Origin of the sequence: Bradyrhizobium sp. sBnM-33 (assembly GCF_032917945.1) — a bacterium.
Classification (GTDB): domain Bacteria; phylum Pseudomonadota; class Alphaproteobacteria; order Rhizobiales; family Xanthobacteraceae; genus Bradyrhizobium.
Genome location: NZ_CP136624.1, coordinates 4827405 through 4846282 on the forward strand (window position 1 = coordinate 4827405; position 18878 = coordinate 4846282).

Sequence of the window (18878 nt, forward strand, 5' to 3'; positions counted from 1 at the left end):
TCGTCGCAAGATGCTCCCGCCTCGCTTGCCCTCCGTTGTCGTGCCCGGCGCACAGAGCTGACGATCTCGACGGCGGGTTCCTGGAGACAGGATGGTGAGGTTACAGTGGCGTATCGGATCAACGAAGATCCGCCTGTTGAAGCGCGCTGGAAGCCCGCGGAGAATCGTGCTTTTCCGGGCGATGTCGTCCGACTTCTACGCTCGATGCCGGCCAGCGGCCAAACGTTCGTAAAAGTGCATGCTGGAAAGATGTCGCCCAATGAAAGCACGTTCGAATTGGCGGGTCTGGATTCTGTCCGGCGTATGATCGCAACCACGTGCAATTGGCCCCGGCCTGAATAAATTGGCCGCGATGGGTAAACAAGACGCGGTCACCTGTCGTCGCGCGCCACACGACTATAGTCCTCATGCGAAAGCGTGCTCGTTTCAAGAATGGAAATCGATTTCGCCGCTTCGGGATTCGGCGGCGGGTCGCAGCAATACTAGAGCTTCGACTGACCATCACTTTCCAGAAGCGTACGGCCCATGCGGCGTGCGAGGTCGACGGAACCACGCTGCGCCAAATCGGCGGCCTGTGAGAACCGCCGCGCACCCCATGCCAAATTGCCGGCCAATCGCACAGGCGCGCCCATGACAGGATGTCTCGCCGTGAATATGCGCCTCCAGTGCTGCAACCGAACCATCAGGCGCTGAGTGTGCTCGGAGGGAATTCTTACCCCGAAGAGATCGTGCAGCGCGAGGAGCTGAGCATCGAGCGCGTTGCGGCTGCTTTGGTCCGGCATGGCCGCCCGCAACGACGTCCAGTCCACATCGTCGCTTTCCGCCATTTGCGCGAGATCATGAAGGTGTCGGAGGTCAATTCTGCCGCGCCAAAAGTCGCCCTCTTTGAGGAGGTCATGTATGATCCAGTGGAGGGCACGAGCCTGCGGCGACGGAATTTTGGCCCGGAGACGATCCCGTTCGACGAACGTCGAGAGTCCAAATTTGGCTCCCTGAGTCCGCCTGAGTTCCAGGACACCGGCGTCCTGCGGCCGCACCATGCCACGTGCGCCCGCCAATGGCCTGTAGCCAAGCTCGCGTAAGCACTGTTCGGCGCCCGCCTCTTCGGCCGCATCAACGCTCAGGTCGAGATCGCTGGTCATCCTGGCCGGAACTCGATCAGCCGGAGAAAGAAACAAGAGAACGGCGCCCTTGAGAAGGAGCGGAGCGATGCCGTGACGATTCAGCGCGGCGACAGCTTCCGCGAGTTGCGCACGCAGGCGCACATTGCGCTCCCAGTTGCGGTCGTGAATAAATCTCAAGTACTCGCGTACGTCTTGGGGCAGCCGGTCGATCTCGCCGCTGTGCGCGAGAGCTGAGAACAAGGCGGGAGTAAGCAAGGTGCGGTTCGCCAGGGCGATGACCGGTTGCCAGTCGGCGGTGCTCACTGCATGTCCGCGAAGTCCGGCGATCAACGCCTCAAGCGCGACAGCTACTGGCATTATCGGCAGGCCTTCTGCAGCAGCGCTATCGCGTCCGGCAGCCTCGAATAGGTCAAGCAAAACACATCTGCCGATCTGATAATCTCGGTCAGCAGGTCGAACGCGGTGCCAGTCAGTTCTCCGCCGAGTGAAAATGAGCCGTTGAGCAGACCGCGCAGTGCGTCGACCGGATCGACGGTCACTAGTTCCGCGCTTGCACCGGCTCGGCGACGCAGCAGAACGATCCAGCCCACCTTGCGAGGAGATGGCGAAACGAACTCTTTGGGTGCAAGATAGCGAATGCGCCTGCGGTCGGGGCGGCGACAGACCGGGACGGCATCCAGTTCAGGGTAGTATTCGGCGAGAATGGGCCATGCTCCCGCCTTCACCGCGGGCGCAAAGGGAATACCAACGCCATGCCCCAGCGAATCGAGGAGCGTCACATCATCTCCAGCGAAGCCGAATCCAGCACGGACCAGCCCAAGGGCCAGCGTCGTCTTGCCCGCGCCCGGGCTGCCGCAGAGGAGCAGGATACGGTCGTCTTGGAGGAGCGCGGCCGAGTGGACGGCAAGTTCATAGGTGCTGCGCTCGAGAACCTCGGTCAGTAACTGCCCCTTCACCACGACGGCGAGTTCGTCGGGGGAGCACGAGAGAATCCAGCGTCTATCCCGAAACAGGTGGATACGCTGCCCGTGCTCGACCAACTCAAGCACAACGTCGGCTACAGCTCCTCCGATCTCTAGATGCCGAAATACAGATGCCGCGGGAAACGCGTGCGCTCCCGGATAGACGATGCGGACATGAGCGCCGGGAACCGCAACGACCTGACTCACGTGGTCGAGGGACGAAGTGGCGAACCAAGCTGGAGAGAGCCGGATCAGACCTAGGCGCTCCCACTGCCTGATCGCAGCGTCAACATACTCGACCGCCTGATGTCCGTTGATGCCCCGACTGGCGATTTCGGATGCGATGGCTTCAGGCGACAATCCATCTTCGAGACAGCGCCAGATATCGGCCCCCATATCATTGAGTGCGAAAAGCGCCTGCTGCGACGGGCCAAATAAGATGCTTTGGTTTCGAATCCGCGCAAGCCGACCTCCCATCACAAACCCCGCCAAACCGGATACGTCAGGGCTTTGGGTCGGGGTTTGATTGGTCATCAAGCGCGCGTCTCGATTCACGGGCACCCTATTGCCTCCTCGCCTCTAAGCAGGTTGAACGTTCAACGCCGTACCGCCGAAGGAGCGGACGGGTTTATTCGGTCAGCAGGGCTAGCCCGGTCGGCGGCCCGGGACCCTTGGCAGGGTCGCCGGCGATGGGGCATCGGAGAACCGGGTATGGCAGGTGGATTCCCCACCAGGTTCCGTTGCTGCGCGCAAGCACGGAGACTGGCGGCAAGCATAAAAGAGTCCTGCAGAGAGGGGCTACCTTCGGCCCGGCGGGCCGATGTGACCGTGATTTGAATCTCCGAATCCGTAGCCCGGACGTGAACCGCCTTTACCCTTACCCCCTGAACCGGCCGAGCCGGCTATAGCTCGCGAATTCAGGCTCGTGCCAAGAAGGAGCGTTATTGCCGGGGGTGTCACGACCGCAAACCGGCCAGCCTTCTTGAGAAAGTCACGGCGCGCCTGATCTTCGGACGAATTGGGCTGGTCCACGCTCTCCGGACCCTTTGCGTTCGGTGTCGCCATGGCAGCACTCCCTCACTCAACTGTTCGAAGATACTTATACCACGCCCGCCACGGCGTTCCGTCGAGCAAAAGGGGGCACCCGCAATCCAAGCGGGGTACTCATTACGGGGAGGAAGGCATCGGCGACAGGCTAAGGCCTGACTCGTGGTGCCCAGCCATTGCCGCGCCGAATGCGATCGGCATCGATGACCGGGCTTGGCGGTGCAATCAGCGTTACGGACAACATCCATATCGCCTTGATGGCCTAGTCGCTCCACCACTCTTACGTGTAAGTGGGAAGTCGGCGCAATAAGCGCCTGAGTTTCGCTGTCCCTCCGGAGCAGATGCCGAAGCAAGCAGCTCGTCTACACGGCTGACGTCTTCCGGTTGGATCATGGCTGCAAAAGGATCGGTGAGGCGCTATTGCGGCCTACTCCACCATGACAGTTAAGCAGGCCTGGATTTCCTGATAAACATGTTCTCGATCGACGCAGCAGCCGCTCTACATTTTTTGTACAGTTACTCACAGCTTCTAAGGGCTACGGGATGGGCAGCCAGCGACCAACGCGCGGTGATTGCTCGCGGCCGACGTAGGCTCACTCCCGCAGCGAATCGTGGTGCGATCGGAGAGAGAAGATGTGCGGAATCGTTGGTTTCGTCGGCCAAGGCCCAGCCATGGTGCCGATGCTGGATGCGCTGAAACGGCTTGAATATCGGGGTTACGATTCTGCTGGTATAGCCACGCTTGAGCGCGGTCGCCTTGCGAGGCGGCGCGCAGTCGGAAAACTCAAGAACCTCGAGAGCAAGCTCGCTTGTGAGCCGCTTGTTGGCCGCATAGGGATAGCCACTACGCCCGCGCGATAGCTTTCTGCAGGCTGCAGAAAAGGAGATGGCTAAGTTCGAGCGGCAAGAGAGGGAATTTCGCAAAAAGGAGCGTGCAGATCGAGCGGCCGAGCTGCACCTGCCGGTCTATGAAACTCGCCAACAGCTGCAAAAAGTAGCAGAAATTGTCAGGCTTGTTCCTATAGGTGCTGGCGCGACGAAATATACTGATGTCGATGGAGCACCTGAGCTGCAGAGAGCGAGATGAACCTGGCGCAGTTGGCCAACTGTTGCGAGATACGTATTCGGCCCGCATGGCGTCACCTTGGACCCCGTAGTTCTCGATCAGGATGACCCAGTCTGTCGCCGGTTTGGAGGACCTGCGGAAACGTAATGCTGCGCGGTGCAGGCCGATGCTTCGTCGGATGCAAGGAAGACCGTGAATCTCGCGATCTCGTCCGGCATGAGCTTCCGCTTCAGGCATTGCCGGCGCATTAACTCGGCCTCGCTTTCCGGCGTCAGCCATTCTTCGAGCTGGCGCTCGGTCATGATCCAGCCGAGCGCGATCGCGTTCACGCGGATATTGGAGGGGCCGTAGTCGCGTGCGAGCGAGCGCGTCAATCCGATGACACCGGATTTGCTCGCCGTGTAAGCCGTCATGCCGCCTTGCCCCACCATCCAGGAGGTCGAGCCGAAATTGATGATGACGCCTTGCCGGGCGGCCTTCATGCCCGGCAGCACGGCTTGTGCCGCGAAGAATTGATGCTTGAGATTCACCGCTATCCGGTCGTCCCAATACTCCGGCGTGACCTCCTCAGTCGCGTGCCGTTCGTCATGCGCCGCGTTGTTGATGAGAATCGTGATCGGCCCGTGGACCTTGCAGGCTTCCGCAATGCCCGCGCGCAGCGCGGGGATATCCGTGACGTCGACATGAGCAAAGTGAGCGGCAAGTCCTTGGCCGGAAAGCTCCCGCGCGAGACTGATGCCCGCCTCGTCCGCGACATCGAAGAAGACTAGGGTCGATTTCTGGCCGCGCGAAGCCGCGCACGAGCGCTTCCCCGATGCCGGATGCGCCACCGGTGACCAGCACGACTTTGCCGGCGAGATCGGGATACATGGCAACCATGGCTTCCTCAAACGGTGCTCGTGTGGCCGAAGGCGGGATTTCGGCGATCATGTAGGCTGCGATCCACCAGGATGCGCGTCGTGAGTTCTTTTGGCGTTGGATCTAGCCCGCGCGCCTTACACGTCGCTGAGGCTTGTCCACATGCTCTGATTGTTACTCGATCGGACCGCGGCGGCGATGAATTCCATTCCTTCAATTCCGTCAGCGAGCGACGGCAGGTCGGGACAGGCAGTGTCTCCGGAGCGGATCAGCTGAGCAAACTGACTATAAAGTGTGGCGAACGCCTCGAGATAACCTTCGGGGTGCCCGCTCGGCAGTCGAACCTGAATCGGAGGAGCGTCACCGGAGATGGCGCCGCCTCGCGTAAGAAGTTGCTTGGGCCTGCCAAACTCGGTGAACCACATCTGGTTTGGATTATCCTGGCGCCACTCAAGCCCGGCCTTTTCGCCGTAAACGCGCAGCTGCAGACCGTTTTCGCAGCCTACGGCAACTTGGCTGGCCCATAGCATCCCGCGTGCATTGCCTTCAAAACGGAGCAGTATGTGCACGTTATCGTCGAGCCGTCTGCCCTCTACGAAAGTCGACAGGTCCGCACTTACGGCCGCCGTTGTTAAACCCGTTACAAATCGCGCAAGATTATATGCGTGCGTACCGATATCTCCGATAGCTCCGCCTAGTCCTGAACGAGCAGGATCCGTGCGCCAATCCGCCTGCTTGTTTGAAAGTGGGCGAGTTAGCCAATCTTGCGGATACTCGACTTGAACCACGCGAATCTTGCCCAGATCACCACTCGCCACCATGGCACGCGCTTGTCGTACCAAAGGATAACCCGTGTAATTGTGCGTTAGTAGAAACTTCGCGCCGTTCTTTGGCTTGATTTTGGCCAGTGCACGAGCCTCATCGAGCGTTGACGTAAGCGGCTTGTCGCAAATCACATGAATTCCAGCCTCAAGAAATGCCTTGGCCGGCGCAAAATGCAGGTGATTGGGTGTAACGATTGAGACGGCCTGAATGCCGTCTTCGCGGGCAGCCTCTTTCGCCGCCATCTCGGCAAAACTTGCATATATTCGGTCTTCGGCCAGCCCAATCCTTCTGCCGGATTCTTGAGCCAGGACGGGATCTGAGGACAGAGCTCCCGCAACCAGTTCATAATCGTCGTCGATTCGCGATGCAATTCGGTGCACGTAGCCGATGAAGGCTCCGATCCCACCACCGACCATTCCCAATCGGATGCGCGACGTCTCGCTGCCTCTCATGACATGCCCTCATCTGGCCGCAGACCAAGCATTCTCAGATTTGCTTCCCTATTTGTGCCGGAGCTTGCAAAGTCATCAAAAGCTCGCTCGGTTACCCGTATGATGTAATCGGAGATCAACCGAGCTCCTTCCCGAGCGCCATCTTCCGGATGCTTTAGTGCGCATTCCCACTCCAGCACGGCCCACCCTGCGTAATCGTAGGCCGTAAGCTTCGAAAAGATCGATCGAAAATCAACCTGACCGTCTCCAATCGATCGAAAACGTCCGGCGCGGTTAACCCACGACTGAAAACCTCCGTAGACACCTTGCCTGCCGGTTGGATTGAATTCGGCATCCTTGACATGGAACGCCTTGATGCGCTGGTGGTAGATATCGATGAAATCGAGATACTTGAGTTGCTGCAGCACAAGATGGCTTGGGTCGTAAAGAATATTGGCGCGAACGTGGTTCTTCACATGATCAAGAAACATTTCGAAAGTCGATCCGTCGTGCAGATCCTCGCCCGGATGTAATTCATAGCAAACGTCTACGCCGTGATGATCGAACTCATCCAGAATTGGTAACCATCGGCGGCCAAGTTCACCAAAGGCATCGTCGACCAGGCCCGGGGGGCGTTGGGGCCAGGGGTAGATGAAAGGCCACGCAAACGCGCCCGAAAAAGTTGCATGGGCATTCAGACCAAGGTTACTCGAAGCCCTTGCGGCCCATTTCAATTGTTGAATTGCCCACGCCGTCCGAGCGGAGGAATTGCCATGGACTGCAACAGGCGCGAAACCATCAAAAGCACTGGAGTAGGCCGGATGCACAGCGACCAGTTGCCCCTGAAGGTGCGTCGACAATTCAGAAATCTCGAGTCCATGACGATTGACTGTGCCACGCAGTTCATCCGCATATGTTTTCGAAGTCGCAGCCTTTTCCAAGTCAATAAAGCTGGAAAGCCAGCTCGGTATCTGCACGCCCTTGTATCCAAGACCCGCTGCCCAGGCGCATATGCTGTCCAACGTATTAAAAGGAGGAGATTCGCCGGCGAACTGAGCCAGGAATATTGCCGGTCCCTTGATGGTGCGCACAATTAATCTCCTCTCTCTTGTCTTCGAAGGGCCTGAGCCTGACGGCTCTGGACCCCACCGCAGTTCTGCTTCTTACCCCGACATGGTCACGGTTGAAGGGATCGCGCTGCACCTGTCCTCCGTCTACATCGTGACGGCGAGATATTTCGCCTCCATGAACTCGGCGATGCCATGCCCCCGTCCGCCTTCGCGTCCAATGCCGCTCTGCTTGACGCCGCCGAACGGGGCGGCCGGATCCGACATTAGGCCGCGATTGAGCGCGATCATACCCGTTTCAATCTTCGCGGCTACACGCATGCCGCGGGCGAGATCACGAGTGTAGATGTAGGCGGCGAGCCCGTATTCCGTGTCGTTCGCCCGCTCGATCGCCTCGCTCTCCCGTTCGAAGCGCGAGATCGGCGCCACAGGACCGAAGATTTCCTCTTGCGCCATCGCGGCGTCGGTCGGCACATCGCAGAGGACTGTCGGAGGATAGTAAAATCCCGTCCCGCTCCCGACCGAGCCCCCGCACAGAACGCGCGCGCCACGCGCGACGGCGTTCTGAACCAGCCGATCGATCTTATCGACGGCTTTTTTCGTGATCATCGGACCGCATTCGGTGGCGGCATCGACGCCCGCGCCCACTTTGAGCGCCGTCATGCGCTTTCGAAGCCCTTCGGCGAAGGCGTCGTGGATGCCGGATTGCACATAGATGCGATTTGCGGCGGTGCAGGCTTCGCCGGCGTTGCGCATTTTCGCTACCATCGCGCCGTCGAGCGCAGCCTCGAGATCGGCGTCGTCGAAGACGATGAACGGCGCGTTGCCGCCGAGTTCCATCGAGCACGAGATGACGTGCTTGGCCGCTTCGGCGAGGAGGTGGCGGCCAACTCCGGTCGAGCCGGTGAACGACAGTTTCCGCACCCGTGGATCCGCCAGCATGGCGGCGGTGGCCGGAGCAGGACTGGAAACCGTAACGACGTTGACGACGCCTGGGGGAACGCCGGCTTCTTCATACAGCGCAGCGAGCGCGTAGGCCGTGAGAGGCGTCTCGCTCGCGGGCTTGAGAACAACCGTGCAGCCCGCTGCCAGGGCGGGAGCGATCTTGCGCGTCGCCATGGCCGCCGGGAAATTCCAGGGCGTGATCAAAACGCAGACGCCGATCGGCTGATAGTCGACTATGATGCGGTTCGCCCCCGAAGGAGCGAGGCTGAATTCGCCGATGATTCGCACTGCTTCCTCGGCGTTCCAGCGGAAGAACTCGGCGGCATAGGCGACCTCGGCGCGCGCATCGCGCAAGGCCTTGCCGTTCTCGATCGATATCAGCTCGGCGAGCGTTTCCGAACGCTGGGTCATCAATTCGAAGCAGCGCCTCAAAATTTCGGATCGCTTGCGCGGCGGTGTCTCGCGCCAGCCGGCCGCCGCCCGGGCGGCGGCCTCCACCGCTGCCTCGACGTCGACCATGGCCGCATCGGGAACCTCGGCGATCACGCGCTCGGTGGACGGATCGACTACCTCGATAAGGCGCCCGTCAGCGGCCTGCCGCCATTGGCCGTCGATATAGAGGCCGCGCGTATAAGCGCGAAGGTCGAGGGTTTCGTGGTCGGTCTTGAATGTGTGCTGGGGCATGTTCATCATGGGGTCCTGTGAGCTCAGATGGCGCTGCCGGCGAGATCGCCGTCGTAGGCGGCTTTCACCAGTCGTTTCATCGCGGGAAGGTCGAACGGGCGGGGATTGTTTTTGATCAGCCGATCGATGCCGAGGGCGAGTTCTGCGGTCCAATCAATCTTGTCGGCGGGAAGTCCAAGACCGGCCAATGTAGGAGTGATCCCAATCGCCGCGAACATGCGGCTGATTTCTTCAATCGTCGCGCGGGCCATCTCGCCGTCGCTCCGGCTCGATCGCTCGAGGCCGAGAGCGACTCCGACTTTGGCGATTTCGGTTGTCGCCGCGGAGCAATTATAGTTCATCACATAAGGCAGCATGGTCGCGACGCCGAGCCCGTGCGGCGTGTGGGTTAAGGCGCCGATCGGATATTGCACCGCGTGCGCGGCCGCTGTTCCCGCGGTTCCGAACGCGCAGCCGGCCGCCAGAGCGCCCATCATCACATCCGCCCGCGCGTCCTCGTCGGCGCCATCGCGGCAGGCCTTCTCGAGACTGCGTCCCAGGAGCTTGATGGCGAGCAGAGCGAAGTGATCGGTAAGCGCCGTCTTGCCGATGAAAACATGTTTCTGCGGCAGGTCGGAAGCGACACCGCGTCTAACCGCAGTGAAGGCCTCGATCGCGTGGGTCAAGGCGTCGGCCCCTGCGATTGCCGTCAGGGACGGCGGACACGTCATCGTCAGTTCCGGGTCGCAGATCGCAGCGGTGGCAATCAGGTGCGGGCTCGAAATGCCCACCTTCAAAATTCGATCAGAATCGGAGATCACCGCGACCGGCGTCACTTCCGAACCGGTGCCCGCTGTGGTCGGCGCGGCGATCACTGGCAGGATCGGACCCGGCACCTTGAACTCACCGTAGTAGTCCTGAAGCTTGCCGCCATGGCTGATCAGCAAGGCCGCGCATTTCGCAAGATCGAGACAGCTGCCGCCGCCGATGCCGATCACCATATCGGGCATGAAGCTCCGCGCCTCCTCAACGCAGACGCGGACCGTGTCGACCGGCACGTCCGGCTGCACGCGATCATGAACGAAAATCTCAACCGACGACGCCTTTAAGCCCGCGACGATTTCGGAAAAAATGGCCGTGCCGGCGAACCGCTCGTCGGTGCATAGGAGCGCTCGACGCCCATGTTTGGCGGCGACGGCGGAAAGCGCGTGGCGTTGACCCTTGCCAAATAAAATCTCGCGGGGCAGCCTCAGGGCGGCGAACAGGGTCATAATGCATATCCTATGGCGACGGACGAATTGGACTGTGCGAGACCGTTGAGTTCGCTCCAGAGGCGGGGCTCAATCTCAAAGCCATTCGCGGCGCGAAGGCGGGCCGCGCTGTCGCCGGGGCTGCAAACAGGCGCGCCGGCCTGCATGGGCGGCGCAGCGCGAACCAGATCCAGATAGCCGGAGAGCCTCGGTACCGATTCCGGAGCGGAGCCCAGATCTATCGCAAGGACGACATCGCCCTTGCAGACGAATTCCGCGTCGAGCATGCCGCGGATATCAGGCACGAGCGCTGAACCTGCGAGCGCCACGACCATTAAGCCGCGTTGAACACGATGTAGTTGTTGCGGGCCATGCGACGGGTGCCCCGTCAGTTCAGCTTCAAAAAGCACGTCGGCTCGGTGAAATTCATTTTCCTCCAAAGCATCACGCTCCATGAGCAAGCCCACGCCCGCGCCCGAGGTTGGCACACCGTTCAATTTAGATCCTATAGGATATAGGATTGAATATCGCGCAAGATCGTGCTAGAGGCAACTTGTGTCAAGAGGCAGCCCGAAATCGATGAACGTCACCAATCCTTCTCAAACAGGGGCCGCCAGCGGGCAGATCCATCGCCCCACCAGTCTGGCGGGCGACGTCTATGAGGCAATTTTTGCGCAGCTCATGTCGCTCAAGATCGCGCCCGGCGCCCGTATCACGGTCGATAGCCTGGCCCGCGAATTCAACGTGTCGCAAACGCCTATCCGTGAGGCGCTAGGTCGGCTTGAGGGTGAAGGGTTGGTGCTGAAGACGCACTTGATCGGGTATCGCGCGGCGCCGCAGATCACGAAGCGCCAGCTTGACGAAATCTATGAGCTTCGATTGCGTCTCGAGCCCTACGGCGCCGCGAAGGCGGCGGCGCGTATGGACGACACGAAGCTGGCGATGCTTCGCGAAGCGGCCGGGATGATGGCCCGCCGGGAAGGCAAGGACGAACGCCTGCGGTATTCGAACTTCGCGAGGCAGGACGCTGTCTTTCACGACAAGATCTTGGCCTGCGCTGAGAACGAACTCATTCGTCAAGCCATCGCTTTCCAGCACACCCACTTTCACATTTTTCGTCTCATGTTCCATTCGCGCGTCACCGAAGAGGCTCTCGACGAGCACGAAGCCATACTGGCGGCCTTTGCGGCTGCGGACCCCGTGGCCGCCGAAGAAGCGATGCGCGTTCATATTGAACGCTCTCGCGATCGCCTGCTGTTAGCGTTCGATTGAGCCCCCGATGTCGATGAATGTCGCGATAGACAGAAGAAAAGAGGTCGTGCGGCTCGGAAGCGGCGAAGCGAAGGCAGTTGAGCTCGTCCTACAGGCGACGAACTTCTCGAAGCAATACGGCTCAGTGACCGGCATCCTTTACTACGGCGGTGGTCTGGAAGACGGCAATGGGACAGTTTGAGAAATCTGCGCTGCGTTTGACAAATGTAAGCAAGTCATACGGCCGCGTGCGGGCTCTTGAAAACCTGTCCTTCAGGGTGGCGGAAGGTCGTTTCTTCGTATTGTTTGGGCCGAGCTCAGTTGGCAAGACAACGACGCTCCGCACAATCGCTGGTCTCATCGCTCCCGAACGCGGGCACGTCGAGATTTTTGGCAAGGATTGGACCCATGAGCCGATTGCGGGCCGGGGCGTATCAATGGTGTTCCAGTCCTTCGCGCTCTATCCGCACCTGACCGTTTACGACAACCTCGCTTATCCGCTGATCGAAGAAAAGCGCCCACGTGAGGAGATCGATCGCCGCGTGAAGGAGACGGCGGCGATGCTCCGGCTCGACACGAAGATCAATCGAAAGCCCAATACGCTTTCGGGTGGCGAACAGCAGCGCGTGGCCTTGGGTCGCTCCTTGATACGCCGCCCCAGGATCCTGTTGCTGGACGAGCCTTTGACCAATCTCGACGCGAAGCTTCGCCATGACATGCGGGCGGAACTGAAGCGCCTTCACCGCCAGTTTGGTCTCACCATCGTCTACGCCACCCCCGATGAGCTCGAAGCCCTCTCGATGGGTGAGGAAATCGCAGTGATGCGCGATGGCGGCGTGGTGCAGATCGGAACGCCGGACGAGCTCTTCGAAGCGCCGTGTGATCTGTATGTGGCAAGCAAGATCGGCTCGCCCCACATGAACATGATCAAGGGCAAACTGGCCACAGACAGCGCCGCTCTCGAATCCGCAATTGGGCCATTACCTTTCGTGAAAAAGCTGCAAGCTGCAGAAGCAGGCGAAGCGGCCGTGGTCGGCATCCGCCCGAGCGACGTGCGCTTTGCGGGGAAGGGCGAGCAAGGCCTCAAGGCCAATATTGCCATGCTTGAGCCGCTGGGGGACGTCACGATCGTATCCGTGGAAACCGGCGGTGAAACGCTGCGCATGGTGCTGCCGGAATCCGCCGCCTCGGGTTTGCAGCCCGGCCAACAGGCGGCAGTTATCCTCGATCCAAGCAAATTCTACATCTTCCGCGCTTCGAGCGGACGGACGATGGCCTGAGGCGAGTGATCTAAAGAAAAAATGAAACCTAAACGGAGGAAACCAAAATGACCCTGACAAGGGAGATCAACAGGATAGTGATGGCGGCCGGGCTTGCCGCTTCGCTGGTGCTGGGAGCGACATTTGCTTTCGCCGGTGAAGTGACGCTGACGATGGCTGTGCCGGATTGGCCACCAACGCGCATCATGAAGAAGTTTTTCGACGAGCAGTACAAGCCAAAGTCCGGCAACACGGTGAAGCTCCAGGTGGATTTCATTCCGTGGCCAGACTTCTATACCCGCGTGAATGCGTCGCTCACATCAGGCGAGCGGAAGTATAACTTCATCGTGTCGGACTCGCAGTGGCTGGGCGCGTTCGTTGAGGGCGGCTATTTCCGGAAGATTAACGATCTGCTCAACGCAGATCCCGAGTTCATGAAGACGTTCAAGGACATCCATCCGAACGCACTGAACTCCTACTCAACTTATCCGCACAAGTCGGAAAACTACTACGGCTTTCCGCAGTTTCCCGATGTGCTGGTGAACTTTGCGCGAAAGGACATTATCTGCCACGAAGCAGAACAGAAGAACTTCATGGCGAAATTCAACCAGAAACTTCCCTGCACGGGCGAAGAGCTCGACGCCATGACCTGGGACGACTTCAAGAACGTCGGCGAATTCTTTCGCCGCAAGAAGGGCGAGATGCTGGCCGGCAAGCCTGCCGAAGACGATTTTTACGGCATCGCGTTTCAGGCGGGCAAGAGCTACGACTTCTCATCTATGCAGATCAACGGCTTTATTTGGCAAATGGGTGGTGACATCTGGGATGAGACCCAGGCACCCACCAGCAAAGCGGAAGGTGTTGTGAACTCGCCGGCGGCCGTGAAGGCGCTGGAGAAGTATCTGAGCCTGATCGCATACATGCCACCTCTCGCCAAGACCGGCACGATGGACATCTTCAAGTCGGATGAGCTGTTCCGCCAAGGTAAGGTGGCCATGAGCGTCAACTGGATCGGCCTTGCCGAAGCCTCACTTGATCCGAAAACTTCGAGGGTCTCAGACAATTTGGTGTTCGGCATGATGCCGGGAACCAAAGGTGCTGACGGCAAGCTGGTCCGCTGGTCCAATATTGGCGGCCAGCCCTTCGTGCTGACCACCTGGACGACCGACGCACAAATCAAGGAGGCCGTGGAATTCGTGAAGTGGTGGCTGTCGTCGAACATCCAGCACCAGTTTGCGGCGGCCGGCGGTCAGTCTGCCATTAAGTCCGTGTACTCGGATCCGAAGTACGTAACTTACCGCCCCTGGAACAGGGCTTGGGCCCCTTCGCTGGATTGGCAGAAGGACGTGTGGCACGTGCCGCAGTTCTTCGAGTTACTGACCCAGCAGCAAGACCAGTACGATCTCGCCATTACTGGCAGGCAGGATGCCAAGACGACTCAGGATAATATCGCCAAGTTCCAGCAGCGCCTGCTCAAGGAGGTGGGGCTGATTAAGTAACATGACGCGTGAGCTTTGCGAGCGGCGGCAAATTGCGAGGCTTGGCCGGGGAAGAGACTTTGTCCTCCTTCCCCGGCCAATTGAAAGACATGGCCAGACGCCGACCGCGGTCGCACGAGGCCGCTCAGCAACGCACGGGAATTGCTTTTCCACGGAAGCTTCATGCAACTGATGTCAACCATACAATCTGCCAAGACTGCACCGGCTCTTCTTAAGCTTTCGGCCGACAATTGGCGGTTTGCAGTTCTCGTGGGACTTGTTGTCTCCGCGCTTGCGGTGGTGACCCTGCCAGCGTCCGGTTCCTTCTGGGTTGTTGGCGCTATATCGGCTTTGGTCGCTGCGGCATTCGCGGTGAATGCCTACCGCCGTCGCTATTATGGCGGGCTCCTGGTCGCGCCCGCCATCGCCGTTCTATTCGTGATGAACATCTTCCCGCTGCTTTGGTCCCTGGGGCTTTCATTTTTTGCCTACCAGTCGAACCTGCAGTCCATCCGCTTCGTCGGCCTCAACAACTACATCAAGGTTCTGACCGACGAGGTCGCGGCCCCGGGCAACTGGAACGCCCTCATCAACACCGCCATGTTCGCGGTGTGCACAGTTTCTGCACAGATGATCGTGGGGTTTCTCCTGGCGATGCTTTTTGCCAAGCAGTTCCCGCTGCGGAAGTATCTGCTGATTCTGGTTCTCACACCGATGATGCTGTCGGTCGTGGCCTCAGGTGTCTTCTTCACCTACTACTATGATCCCACCTTCGGCATCCTGAGCTATGTGATCAATAGCGTCGCGGGCGGCCAGTTCATCGTCATGGACAGCAAGGCGGGCGCTGTGGCCGGTATCGTTTTTGCCGACGCCTGGATGTGGTCGCCCTTCGTCATGCTGCTCGTGCTGGCGGGCCTCGTGTCCGTGCCGAAATATCTCTACGAGGCAGCCGCCATCGACAGGGTCTCCGCCTGGCGGCGCTTCTGGAGCATCACCTTCCCCTATATCCGCGGGCTCCTGATGTTGGCGCTGCTGTTCCGCACCATCGAAGCTTTCAAGCTGGCAGACCTTGTGATCGTGCTGACCAAGGGCGGAAACGACACAATGACGATCTCCTACCACTTAATCCGCATTGCCAACGAACAGAACAAGACCAGCGAGGGAGCCGCCATCTCCTACATCATCCTCTTCATAGTGATCGTGCTCACGAACCTTTATCTCTACGTTGCCAATCCCAAGAACCGGGAAGCCTGAGCTATGACAGACAGAGTTTCTTTCTGGGAGCGGATTGGCTTTCGTAGCGTCGGAGGCATCGCGGAGGCGGGTTGGGGCCGCACGCTCGTCGTGGCGGTTGTTAGCTTCATCTACTTCCTGCCGGTCCTCTTCATCATCTTCACGGCTATAAAGCCGCAGGCGCTGGCGCTTTCAGTACCGCCAACGCTTTCGCCTACCTCATTCTTTGGTCTCATCCCCGATCAGTTTGTCTTCACACCGACATTGGACAACTTTGCCTCGGTCTTTTCCCGCGTCATGACGGCGGGTGGCCAGCCGGAGTCCACCGGGTTTGACCGATTCTTCTTCAACTCCATCGTGATCGCGTCGGCATCCGTCCTGCTTGCCCTCGTTATCGGCACGTTGGCCGCCTATGGCTTCTCGCGCTATCCGCTCAGGGGCAACGATACCTATCTCTTCATCATTTTGACGACCCGTATGCTGCCTGCGATCGTCGTCATCATTCCGGTGATCTTGATGTTCCGCGCCATGGGCCTTTCTGGATCCTATCTCGGCATCATAATGCTCTATACGGCCTTCAATCTCGCATTTACCGTCTGGATGATGAAGAGCTTCTTCGATGAGTTGTCGACAGACATCGAGGATGCAGCCCGTATCGATGGGTCGTCAGAAATCAAAGTGTTTTTCAAGATCTGCCTGCCGCAGGTTATCGCAGGTCTTGCCGCAACATTCGTTTTCGGCCTCATCCTCACCTGGAACGAGTTCCTGTTCGCGCTGCTCCTGACGGGTCCTGATACACGCACCGTGCCTGTAGCCATGAACCAGGCCGTGTCTTCCGGCGGGCGCGGAACGGACTGGACGCTGCTGGCTGCCATTGAAACCCTGTTTCTTGTTCCCGTTTTCCTTGCCACCTTCTTTTTGCAGGATCACCTGCTGCGTGGCGTCACCTTCGGCACGGTCAGGAAGTGATCATGTCGACCATAGAAATACGCGACCTCACCAAGAAGTTCGGCGCATTTGTTGCCGTCAAAGATGCCAACCTGTCCGTGGCTGCAGGTGAAATTGTTTGTCTGCTCGGTCCTTCGGGCTGCGGCAAGACGACTACGCTGCGCACGATTGCCGGCCTCGAACGCGCCACGGCAGGGGACGTCGTCATTGCGGGACAGCGCGTGAATGACCTGCCGCCAGAGAAGCGCGACATCGCAATGGTCTTCCAGTTCTATGCTCTCTATCCGGCGCTAAGTATTGGGCAGAACATTGCAATGCCTCTTCACCGCGAAGCAGTTGGGAGCACGGAAGTGGCAGCTCGCGTCAGGAAGGTGGCTGAAATCTTGCATCTTCGCGATATCCTGGACCGATTGCCAGGACAGATTTCGGAGGGCGAGAAGCAACGCGCTGCTGTTGCCCGCGCCATTGTTCGGGATCCCAAATGCTTTCTGTTCGACGAACCTCTCTCGCGGCTCGATGTGGAGCTGCGTCACTCCATGCGCGGTCAGATCAAGGCCGTGCTGTCAAATCTCACGAAAGCCACTGTCATAGTCACCCACGACCAGCTTGAGGCCCTGACCATGGCAGACCGTATTGCCATCATGCGCGACGGGCTCATCGAGCAGGTGGGGAGCCCACATGAGGTCTTCGCAAAACCCGCCAACGTATTTGTCGCGAGCTTCATCGGCACGCCGCAGATGAACCTGATCGACGCACAATTCAAGAGCTACGGCAACGGCAAGGCGAAAGTGGTCTTCGACGAGCAGGATGTCGATCTGAGCGTCCATCCCGCGGTCGCAAACCTGAAGGCTGGAAAGGTCACCGTGGGAATTCGCCCGCGAGCTTTCACCGTCGTCTCCGCGGACACCAGGGACACGATCGACGCCATGGCCGAGCTCATTGAGCCAATGGGTGCCGAGACGCTTATTCACGCGCGCACCAAGACGGGCAGCGACATCCGGGTCGTCGTGCCGCGTGACAAAAGGGTGAAGATTGGCGAGGCGCTCCACCTCGTTCCCGATCCCGCGCAAACCCACGTGTTCGCAGACGACGGAAAGGCGGTGCGCGCATGAGAAATGGCGAGCAAGGCAATGGCGGACTGGCGCCGACGGCGGCGCGGACGCTGGAATACAGCATCATCGGGCTTGGCGTATTCGCGCTTCTGATGATTTTTCAGCCGTTCAACATCTCGCTTTTCACGGTTGGCTGCGCGCTGATCGTTCTGGCGGGGCTTGTCAACAACCTCCTGCCTCTAGCGCAACCTGGTGTACCCAAGCGCTCGCTGGTGACGGTGGCCATGGTCGTCGCCATGATCTTCTGCATTGTGCTGCTCGCGGCCATCGTTGTCGCACATCTCTATGGCGCATTCTTCCTCAAGCCGCCGGATCCCAACACCGTGCTAGGCAAAGTTCAGCTCAACGCAACGCCTTGGTACATGCATAGCTTCACATGGACTATTGCGGTTATCGCTGCTGCTTTGGCTGGCCTCATCACGCTGCAGAGTCGCCGCAAGGAGTGAGCCTGCACCTTCAAGGCATCCACGGATTCTATGGCTCCGATTGCCGATACACCGCCCTCAACCAACAGACCCGTGCATTTAATGGGGATCGTTTTCTGATACTTTTAGTCACGAATGTGCCAATCACCTCGTTCAGGAGCATGAAAGATGAGCGCGTCTCCGCAGGCCACTGCCTTCAACCGCATGCAGCAGCTAATGTCCTCTTCGCCGGTCCCATCTATTTCGACGGAATTGTTGGTGACGGCTGACGGCGAATTGAACCGAGAGCTCAAGAGCTTCCTGTTTGATCCGCCCACAAATCCAAGTCTGCTCAAGGGCAGGCGCATCGCCATCTGCTGCACCAATGGCGTGGAGGAAGTGGAGATTCTGGGCGCTCATCGCTGGCTCAGCGAACACGGCGCCACTGTTCATGTTGTCTCGCCCCGCATAGGTGAGTTTCATCCCACGCTCGGCCTCCGCTTCCCGCCGCAATGCGCCACCCATGTCCTCGCCATCCGTCTCATGGAAAACGCAGGTTGGCTGAAGATCGACCGCTACACGGACGAAGCTAGGGCGGAGGACTACGATGCCATGCTCCTGCCGGGCGGATGCTGGAACCCTGATGCGCTGCGCATGGACCAGCATGCGCGCGCGTTTGTGTCCGCCATGTATGAAGCGGGCAAGCCCACATGCGCCATCTGTCATGGCCAATGGGTTATGGTGAGCGCCAAGATCCTCAAAGGCAAGCGCGCCACGGCTGTCTGGAACATACAGATCGACCTCGAAAACGCTGGCGCTACGGTCCTGGACGAACCCTGCGTGGTCGACGGCAACCTGATTACGGCCCGTTTCCCTTATGACCTGCCGCGACTAATTAACGCGATGGTGAAGCAGCTGGTGTCTGCAAAGGGCTAAGCCGCGGAACTGGCCCCAG

17 protein-coding genes and 2 pseudogenes are annotated in these 18878 nt (G+C 59.4%); 11 read left to right on the forward strand and 8 right to left on the reverse strand.

The window, feature by feature from the left end:
- Positions 1 to 482 precede the first annotated feature (482 nt).
- Together RX328_RS22400 and RX328_RS22405 are read right to left on the reverse strand one after the other, a co-directional pair.
- Positions 483 to 1427, reverse strand: a complete 945-nt coding sequence (locus RX328_RS22400; RefSeq protein ID WP_312018112.1) for a nucleotidyltransferase family protein — start codon at positions 1425 to 1427, stop codon at positions 483 to 485.
- Between the two features lie 53 nt (positions 1428 to 1480).
- On the reverse strand, positions 1481 to 2620 hold the full coding sequence (locus RX328_RS22405; protein WP_213255407.1) for a PqqD family peptide modification chaperone: 1140 nt from the start codon (positions 2618 to 2620) through the stop codon (positions 1481 to 1483).
- Between the two features lie 1146 nt (positions 2621 to 3766).
- On the opposite strand from RX328_RS22405, the pseudogene RX328_RS22415 reads away from it, so the two are divergent.
- Both RX328_RS22415 and RX328_RS22420 read left to right on the forward strand, forming a co-directional pair.
- Positions 3767 to 3982, forward strand: a pseudogene (locus RX328_RS22415) (glutamine--fructose-6-phosphate aminotransferase); the annotation flags it as partial.
- A 37-nt stretch (positions 3983 to 4019) separates the two neighbouring features.
- Entirely contained in the window at positions 4020 to 4220 is a 201-nt protein-coding gene (locus tag RX328_RS22420; RefSeq protein ID WP_213255409.1) for a hypothetical protein, read from the forward strand.
- A gap of 77 nt (positions 4221 to 4297) precedes the next feature.
- Here the strand turns inward: RX328_RS22420 and RX328_RS22425 are convergent.
- The 6 genes and pseudogenes from RX328_RS22425 to RX328_RS22450 all read right to left on the reverse strand — a co-directional run bounded on the left by RX328_RS22425 (position 4298) and on the right by RX328_RS22450 (position 10735).
- Positions 4298 to 5078 (reverse strand): annotated as a pseudogene (locus tag RX328_RS22425) (SDR family NAD(P)-dependent oxidoreductase).
- A 116-nt stretch (positions 5079 to 5194) separates the two neighbouring features.
- Positions 5195 to 6334 carry a Gfo/Idh/MocA family protein gene (locus RX328_RS22430; protein ID WP_213255411.1) on the reverse strand — a complete coding sequence of 380 codons (1140 nt, stop codon included), beginning with the start codon at positions 6332 to 6334 and terminating at the stop codon, positions 5195 to 5197.
- Positions 6331 to 7404 (reverse strand): sugar phosphate isomerase/epimerase family protein, encoded by a 1074-nt coding sequence (locus tag RX328_RS22435; protein WP_213255413.1) that lies wholly within the window; start codon positions 7402 to 7404, stop codon positions 6331 to 6333. Before RX328_RS22435 ends, RX328_RS22430 begins: the two co-directional genes overlap by 4 nt.
- A 123-nt stretch (positions 7405 to 7527) precedes the next feature.
- Positions 7528 to 9015, reverse strand: a complete 1488-nt coding sequence (locus RX328_RS22440; protein ID WP_213255415.1) for an NAD-dependent succinate-semialdehyde dehydrogenase — start codon at positions 9013 to 9015, stop codon at positions 7528 to 7530.
- Positions 9016 to 9032: 17 nt separating this feature from the next.
- Complete coding sequence (locus RX328_RS22445; protein ID WP_213255417.1) at positions 9033 to 10259, reverse strand: iron-containing alcohol dehydrogenase; 1227 nt, start codon at positions 10257 to 10259, stop codon at positions 9033 to 9035.
- The gene (locus RX328_RS22450) at positions 10256 to 10735 is read right to left on the reverse strand and encodes a hypothetical protein (protein WP_213255419.1); all 480 of its coding nucleotides are present in this window, start codon (positions 10733 to 10735) and stop codon (positions 10256 to 10258) included. The genes RX328_RS22445 and RX328_RS22450 overlap by 4 nt, the downstream gene beginning before the upstream one ends.
- Positions 10736 to 10817: 82 nt before the next feature.
- On the opposite strand from RX328_RS22450, the gene RX328_RS22455 reads away from it, so the two are divergent.
- The 9 genes from RX328_RS22455 to RX328_RS22495 all read left to right on the forward strand — a co-directional run bounded on the left by RX328_RS22455 (position 10818) and on the right by RX328_RS22495 (position 18859).
- On the forward strand, positions 10818 to 11510 hold the full coding sequence (locus RX328_RS22455; protein WP_213255420.1) for a GntR family transcriptional regulator: 693 nt from the start codon (positions 10818 to 10820) through the stop codon (positions 11508 to 11510).
- A 7-nt stretch (positions 11511 to 11517) separates the two neighbouring features.
- Positions 11518 to 11691 (forward strand): hypothetical protein, encoded by a 174-nt coding sequence (locus RX328_RS22460; RefSeq protein ID WP_213255422.1) that lies wholly within the window; start codon positions 11518 to 11520, stop codon positions 11689 to 11691.
- Entirely contained in the window at positions 11678 to 12769 is a 1092-nt protein-coding gene (locus RX328_RS22465; protein WP_213255424.1) for an ABC transporter ATP-binding protein, read from the forward strand. The genes RX328_RS22460 and RX328_RS22465 overlap by 14 nt, the downstream gene beginning before the upstream one ends.
- A 47-nt stretch (positions 12770 to 12816) precedes the next feature.
- Positions 12817 to 14247 carry an ABC transporter substrate-binding protein gene (locus RX328_RS22470; RefSeq protein ID WP_213255426.1) on the forward strand — a complete coding sequence of 477 codons (1431 nt, stop codon included), beginning with the start codon at positions 12817 to 12819 and terminating at the stop codon, positions 14245 to 14247.
- A gap of 162 nt (positions 14248 to 14409) precedes the next feature.
- Positions 14410 to 15480, forward strand: coding sequence for a carbohydrate ABC transporter permease (locus RX328_RS22475; protein WP_249727065.1), 1071 nt, complete (start codon positions 14410 to 14412; stop codon positions 15478 to 15480).
- A gap of 3 nt (positions 15481 to 15483) precedes the next feature.
- Positions 15484 to 16428, forward strand: coding sequence for a carbohydrate ABC transporter permease (locus RX328_RS22480; RefSeq protein ID WP_213255429.1), 945 nt, complete (start codon positions 15484 to 15486; stop codon positions 16426 to 16428).
- Between the two features lie 2 nt (positions 16429 to 16430).
- Positions 16431 to 17519 carry an ABC transporter ATP-binding protein gene (locus tag RX328_RS22485; RefSeq protein ID WP_213255431.1) on the forward strand — a complete coding sequence of 363 codons (1089 nt, stop codon included), beginning with the start codon at positions 16431 to 16433 and terminating at the stop codon, positions 17517 to 17519.
- A complete protein-coding gene (locus tag RX328_RS22490) occupies positions 17516 to 17965 on the forward strand; it encodes a hypothetical protein (RefSeq protein ID WP_213255433.1) in 450 nt (149 codons plus the stop codon). Before RX328_RS22485 ends, RX328_RS22490 begins: the two co-directional genes overlap by 4 nt.
- 147 nt (positions 17966 to 18112) lie before the next feature.
- Positions 18113 to 18859, forward strand: a complete 747-nt coding sequence (locus tag RX328_RS22495) for a type 1 glutamine amidotransferase domain-containing protein (RefSeq protein ID WP_213255435.1) — start codon at positions 18113 to 18115, stop codon at positions 18857 to 18859.
- The last annotated feature ends 19 nt before the right edge of the window (positions 18860 to 18878 follow it).

Bases quoted from the DNA above. Each gene is read 5' to 3' on its own strand.
- RX328_RS22405 (WP_213255407.1), bottom strand. From the start codon at position 2,620: ATGACCAATCAAACCCCGACCCAAAGCCCTGACGTATCCGGTTTGGCG.
- RX328_RS22420 (WP_213255409.1), top strand. From the start codon at position 4,020: ATGGCTAAGTTCGAGCGGCAAGAGAGGGAATTTCGCAAAAAGGAGCGT.
- RX328_RS22430 (WP_213255411.1), bottom strand. From the start codon at position 6,334: ATGAGAGGCAGCGAGACGTCGCGCATCCGATTGGGAATGGTCGGTGGT.
- RX328_RS22440 (WP_213255415.1), bottom strand. From the start codon at position 9,015: ATGAACATGCCCCAGCACACATTCAAGACCGACCACGAAACCCTCGAC.
- RX328_RS22445 (WP_213255417.1), bottom strand. From the start codon at position 10,259: ATGACCCTGTTCGCCGCCCTGAGGCTGCCCCGCGAGATTTTATTTGGC.
- RX328_RS22455 (WP_213255420.1), top strand. From the start codon at position 10,818: ATGAACGTCACCAATCCTTCTCAAACAGGGGCCGCCAGCGGGCAGATC.
- RX328_RS22460 (WP_213255422.1), top strand. From the start codon at position 11,518: ATGTCGATGAATGTCGCGATAGACAGAAGAAAAGAGGTCGTGCGGCTC.
- RX328_RS22465 (WP_213255424.1), top strand. From the start codon at position 11,678: ATGGGACAGTTTGAGAAATCTGCGCTGCGTTTGACAAATGTAAGCAAG.
- RX328_RS22470 (WP_213255426.1), top strand. From the start codon at position 12,817: ATGACCCTGACAAGGGAGATCAACAGGATAGTGATGGCGGCCGGGCTT.
- RX328_RS22475 (WP_249727065.1), top strand. From the start codon at position 14,410: ATGCAACTGATGTCAACCATACAATCTGCCAAGACTGCACCGGCTCTT.
- RX328_RS22480 (WP_213255429.1), top strand. From the start codon at position 15,484: ATGACAGACAGAGTTTCTTTCTGGGAGCGGATTGGCTTTCGTAGCGTC.
- RX328_RS22485 (WP_213255431.1), top strand. From the start codon at position 16,431: ATGTCGACCATAGAAATACGCGACCTCACCAAGAAGTTCGGCGCATTT.
- RX328_RS22490 (WP_213255433.1), top strand. From the start codon at position 17,516: ATGAGAAATGGCGAGCAAGGCAATGGCGGACTGGCGCCGACGGCGGCG.
- RX328_RS22495 (WP_213255435.1), top strand. From the start codon at position 18,113: ATGAGCGCGTCTCCGCAGGCCACTGCCTTCAACCGCATGCAGCAGCTA.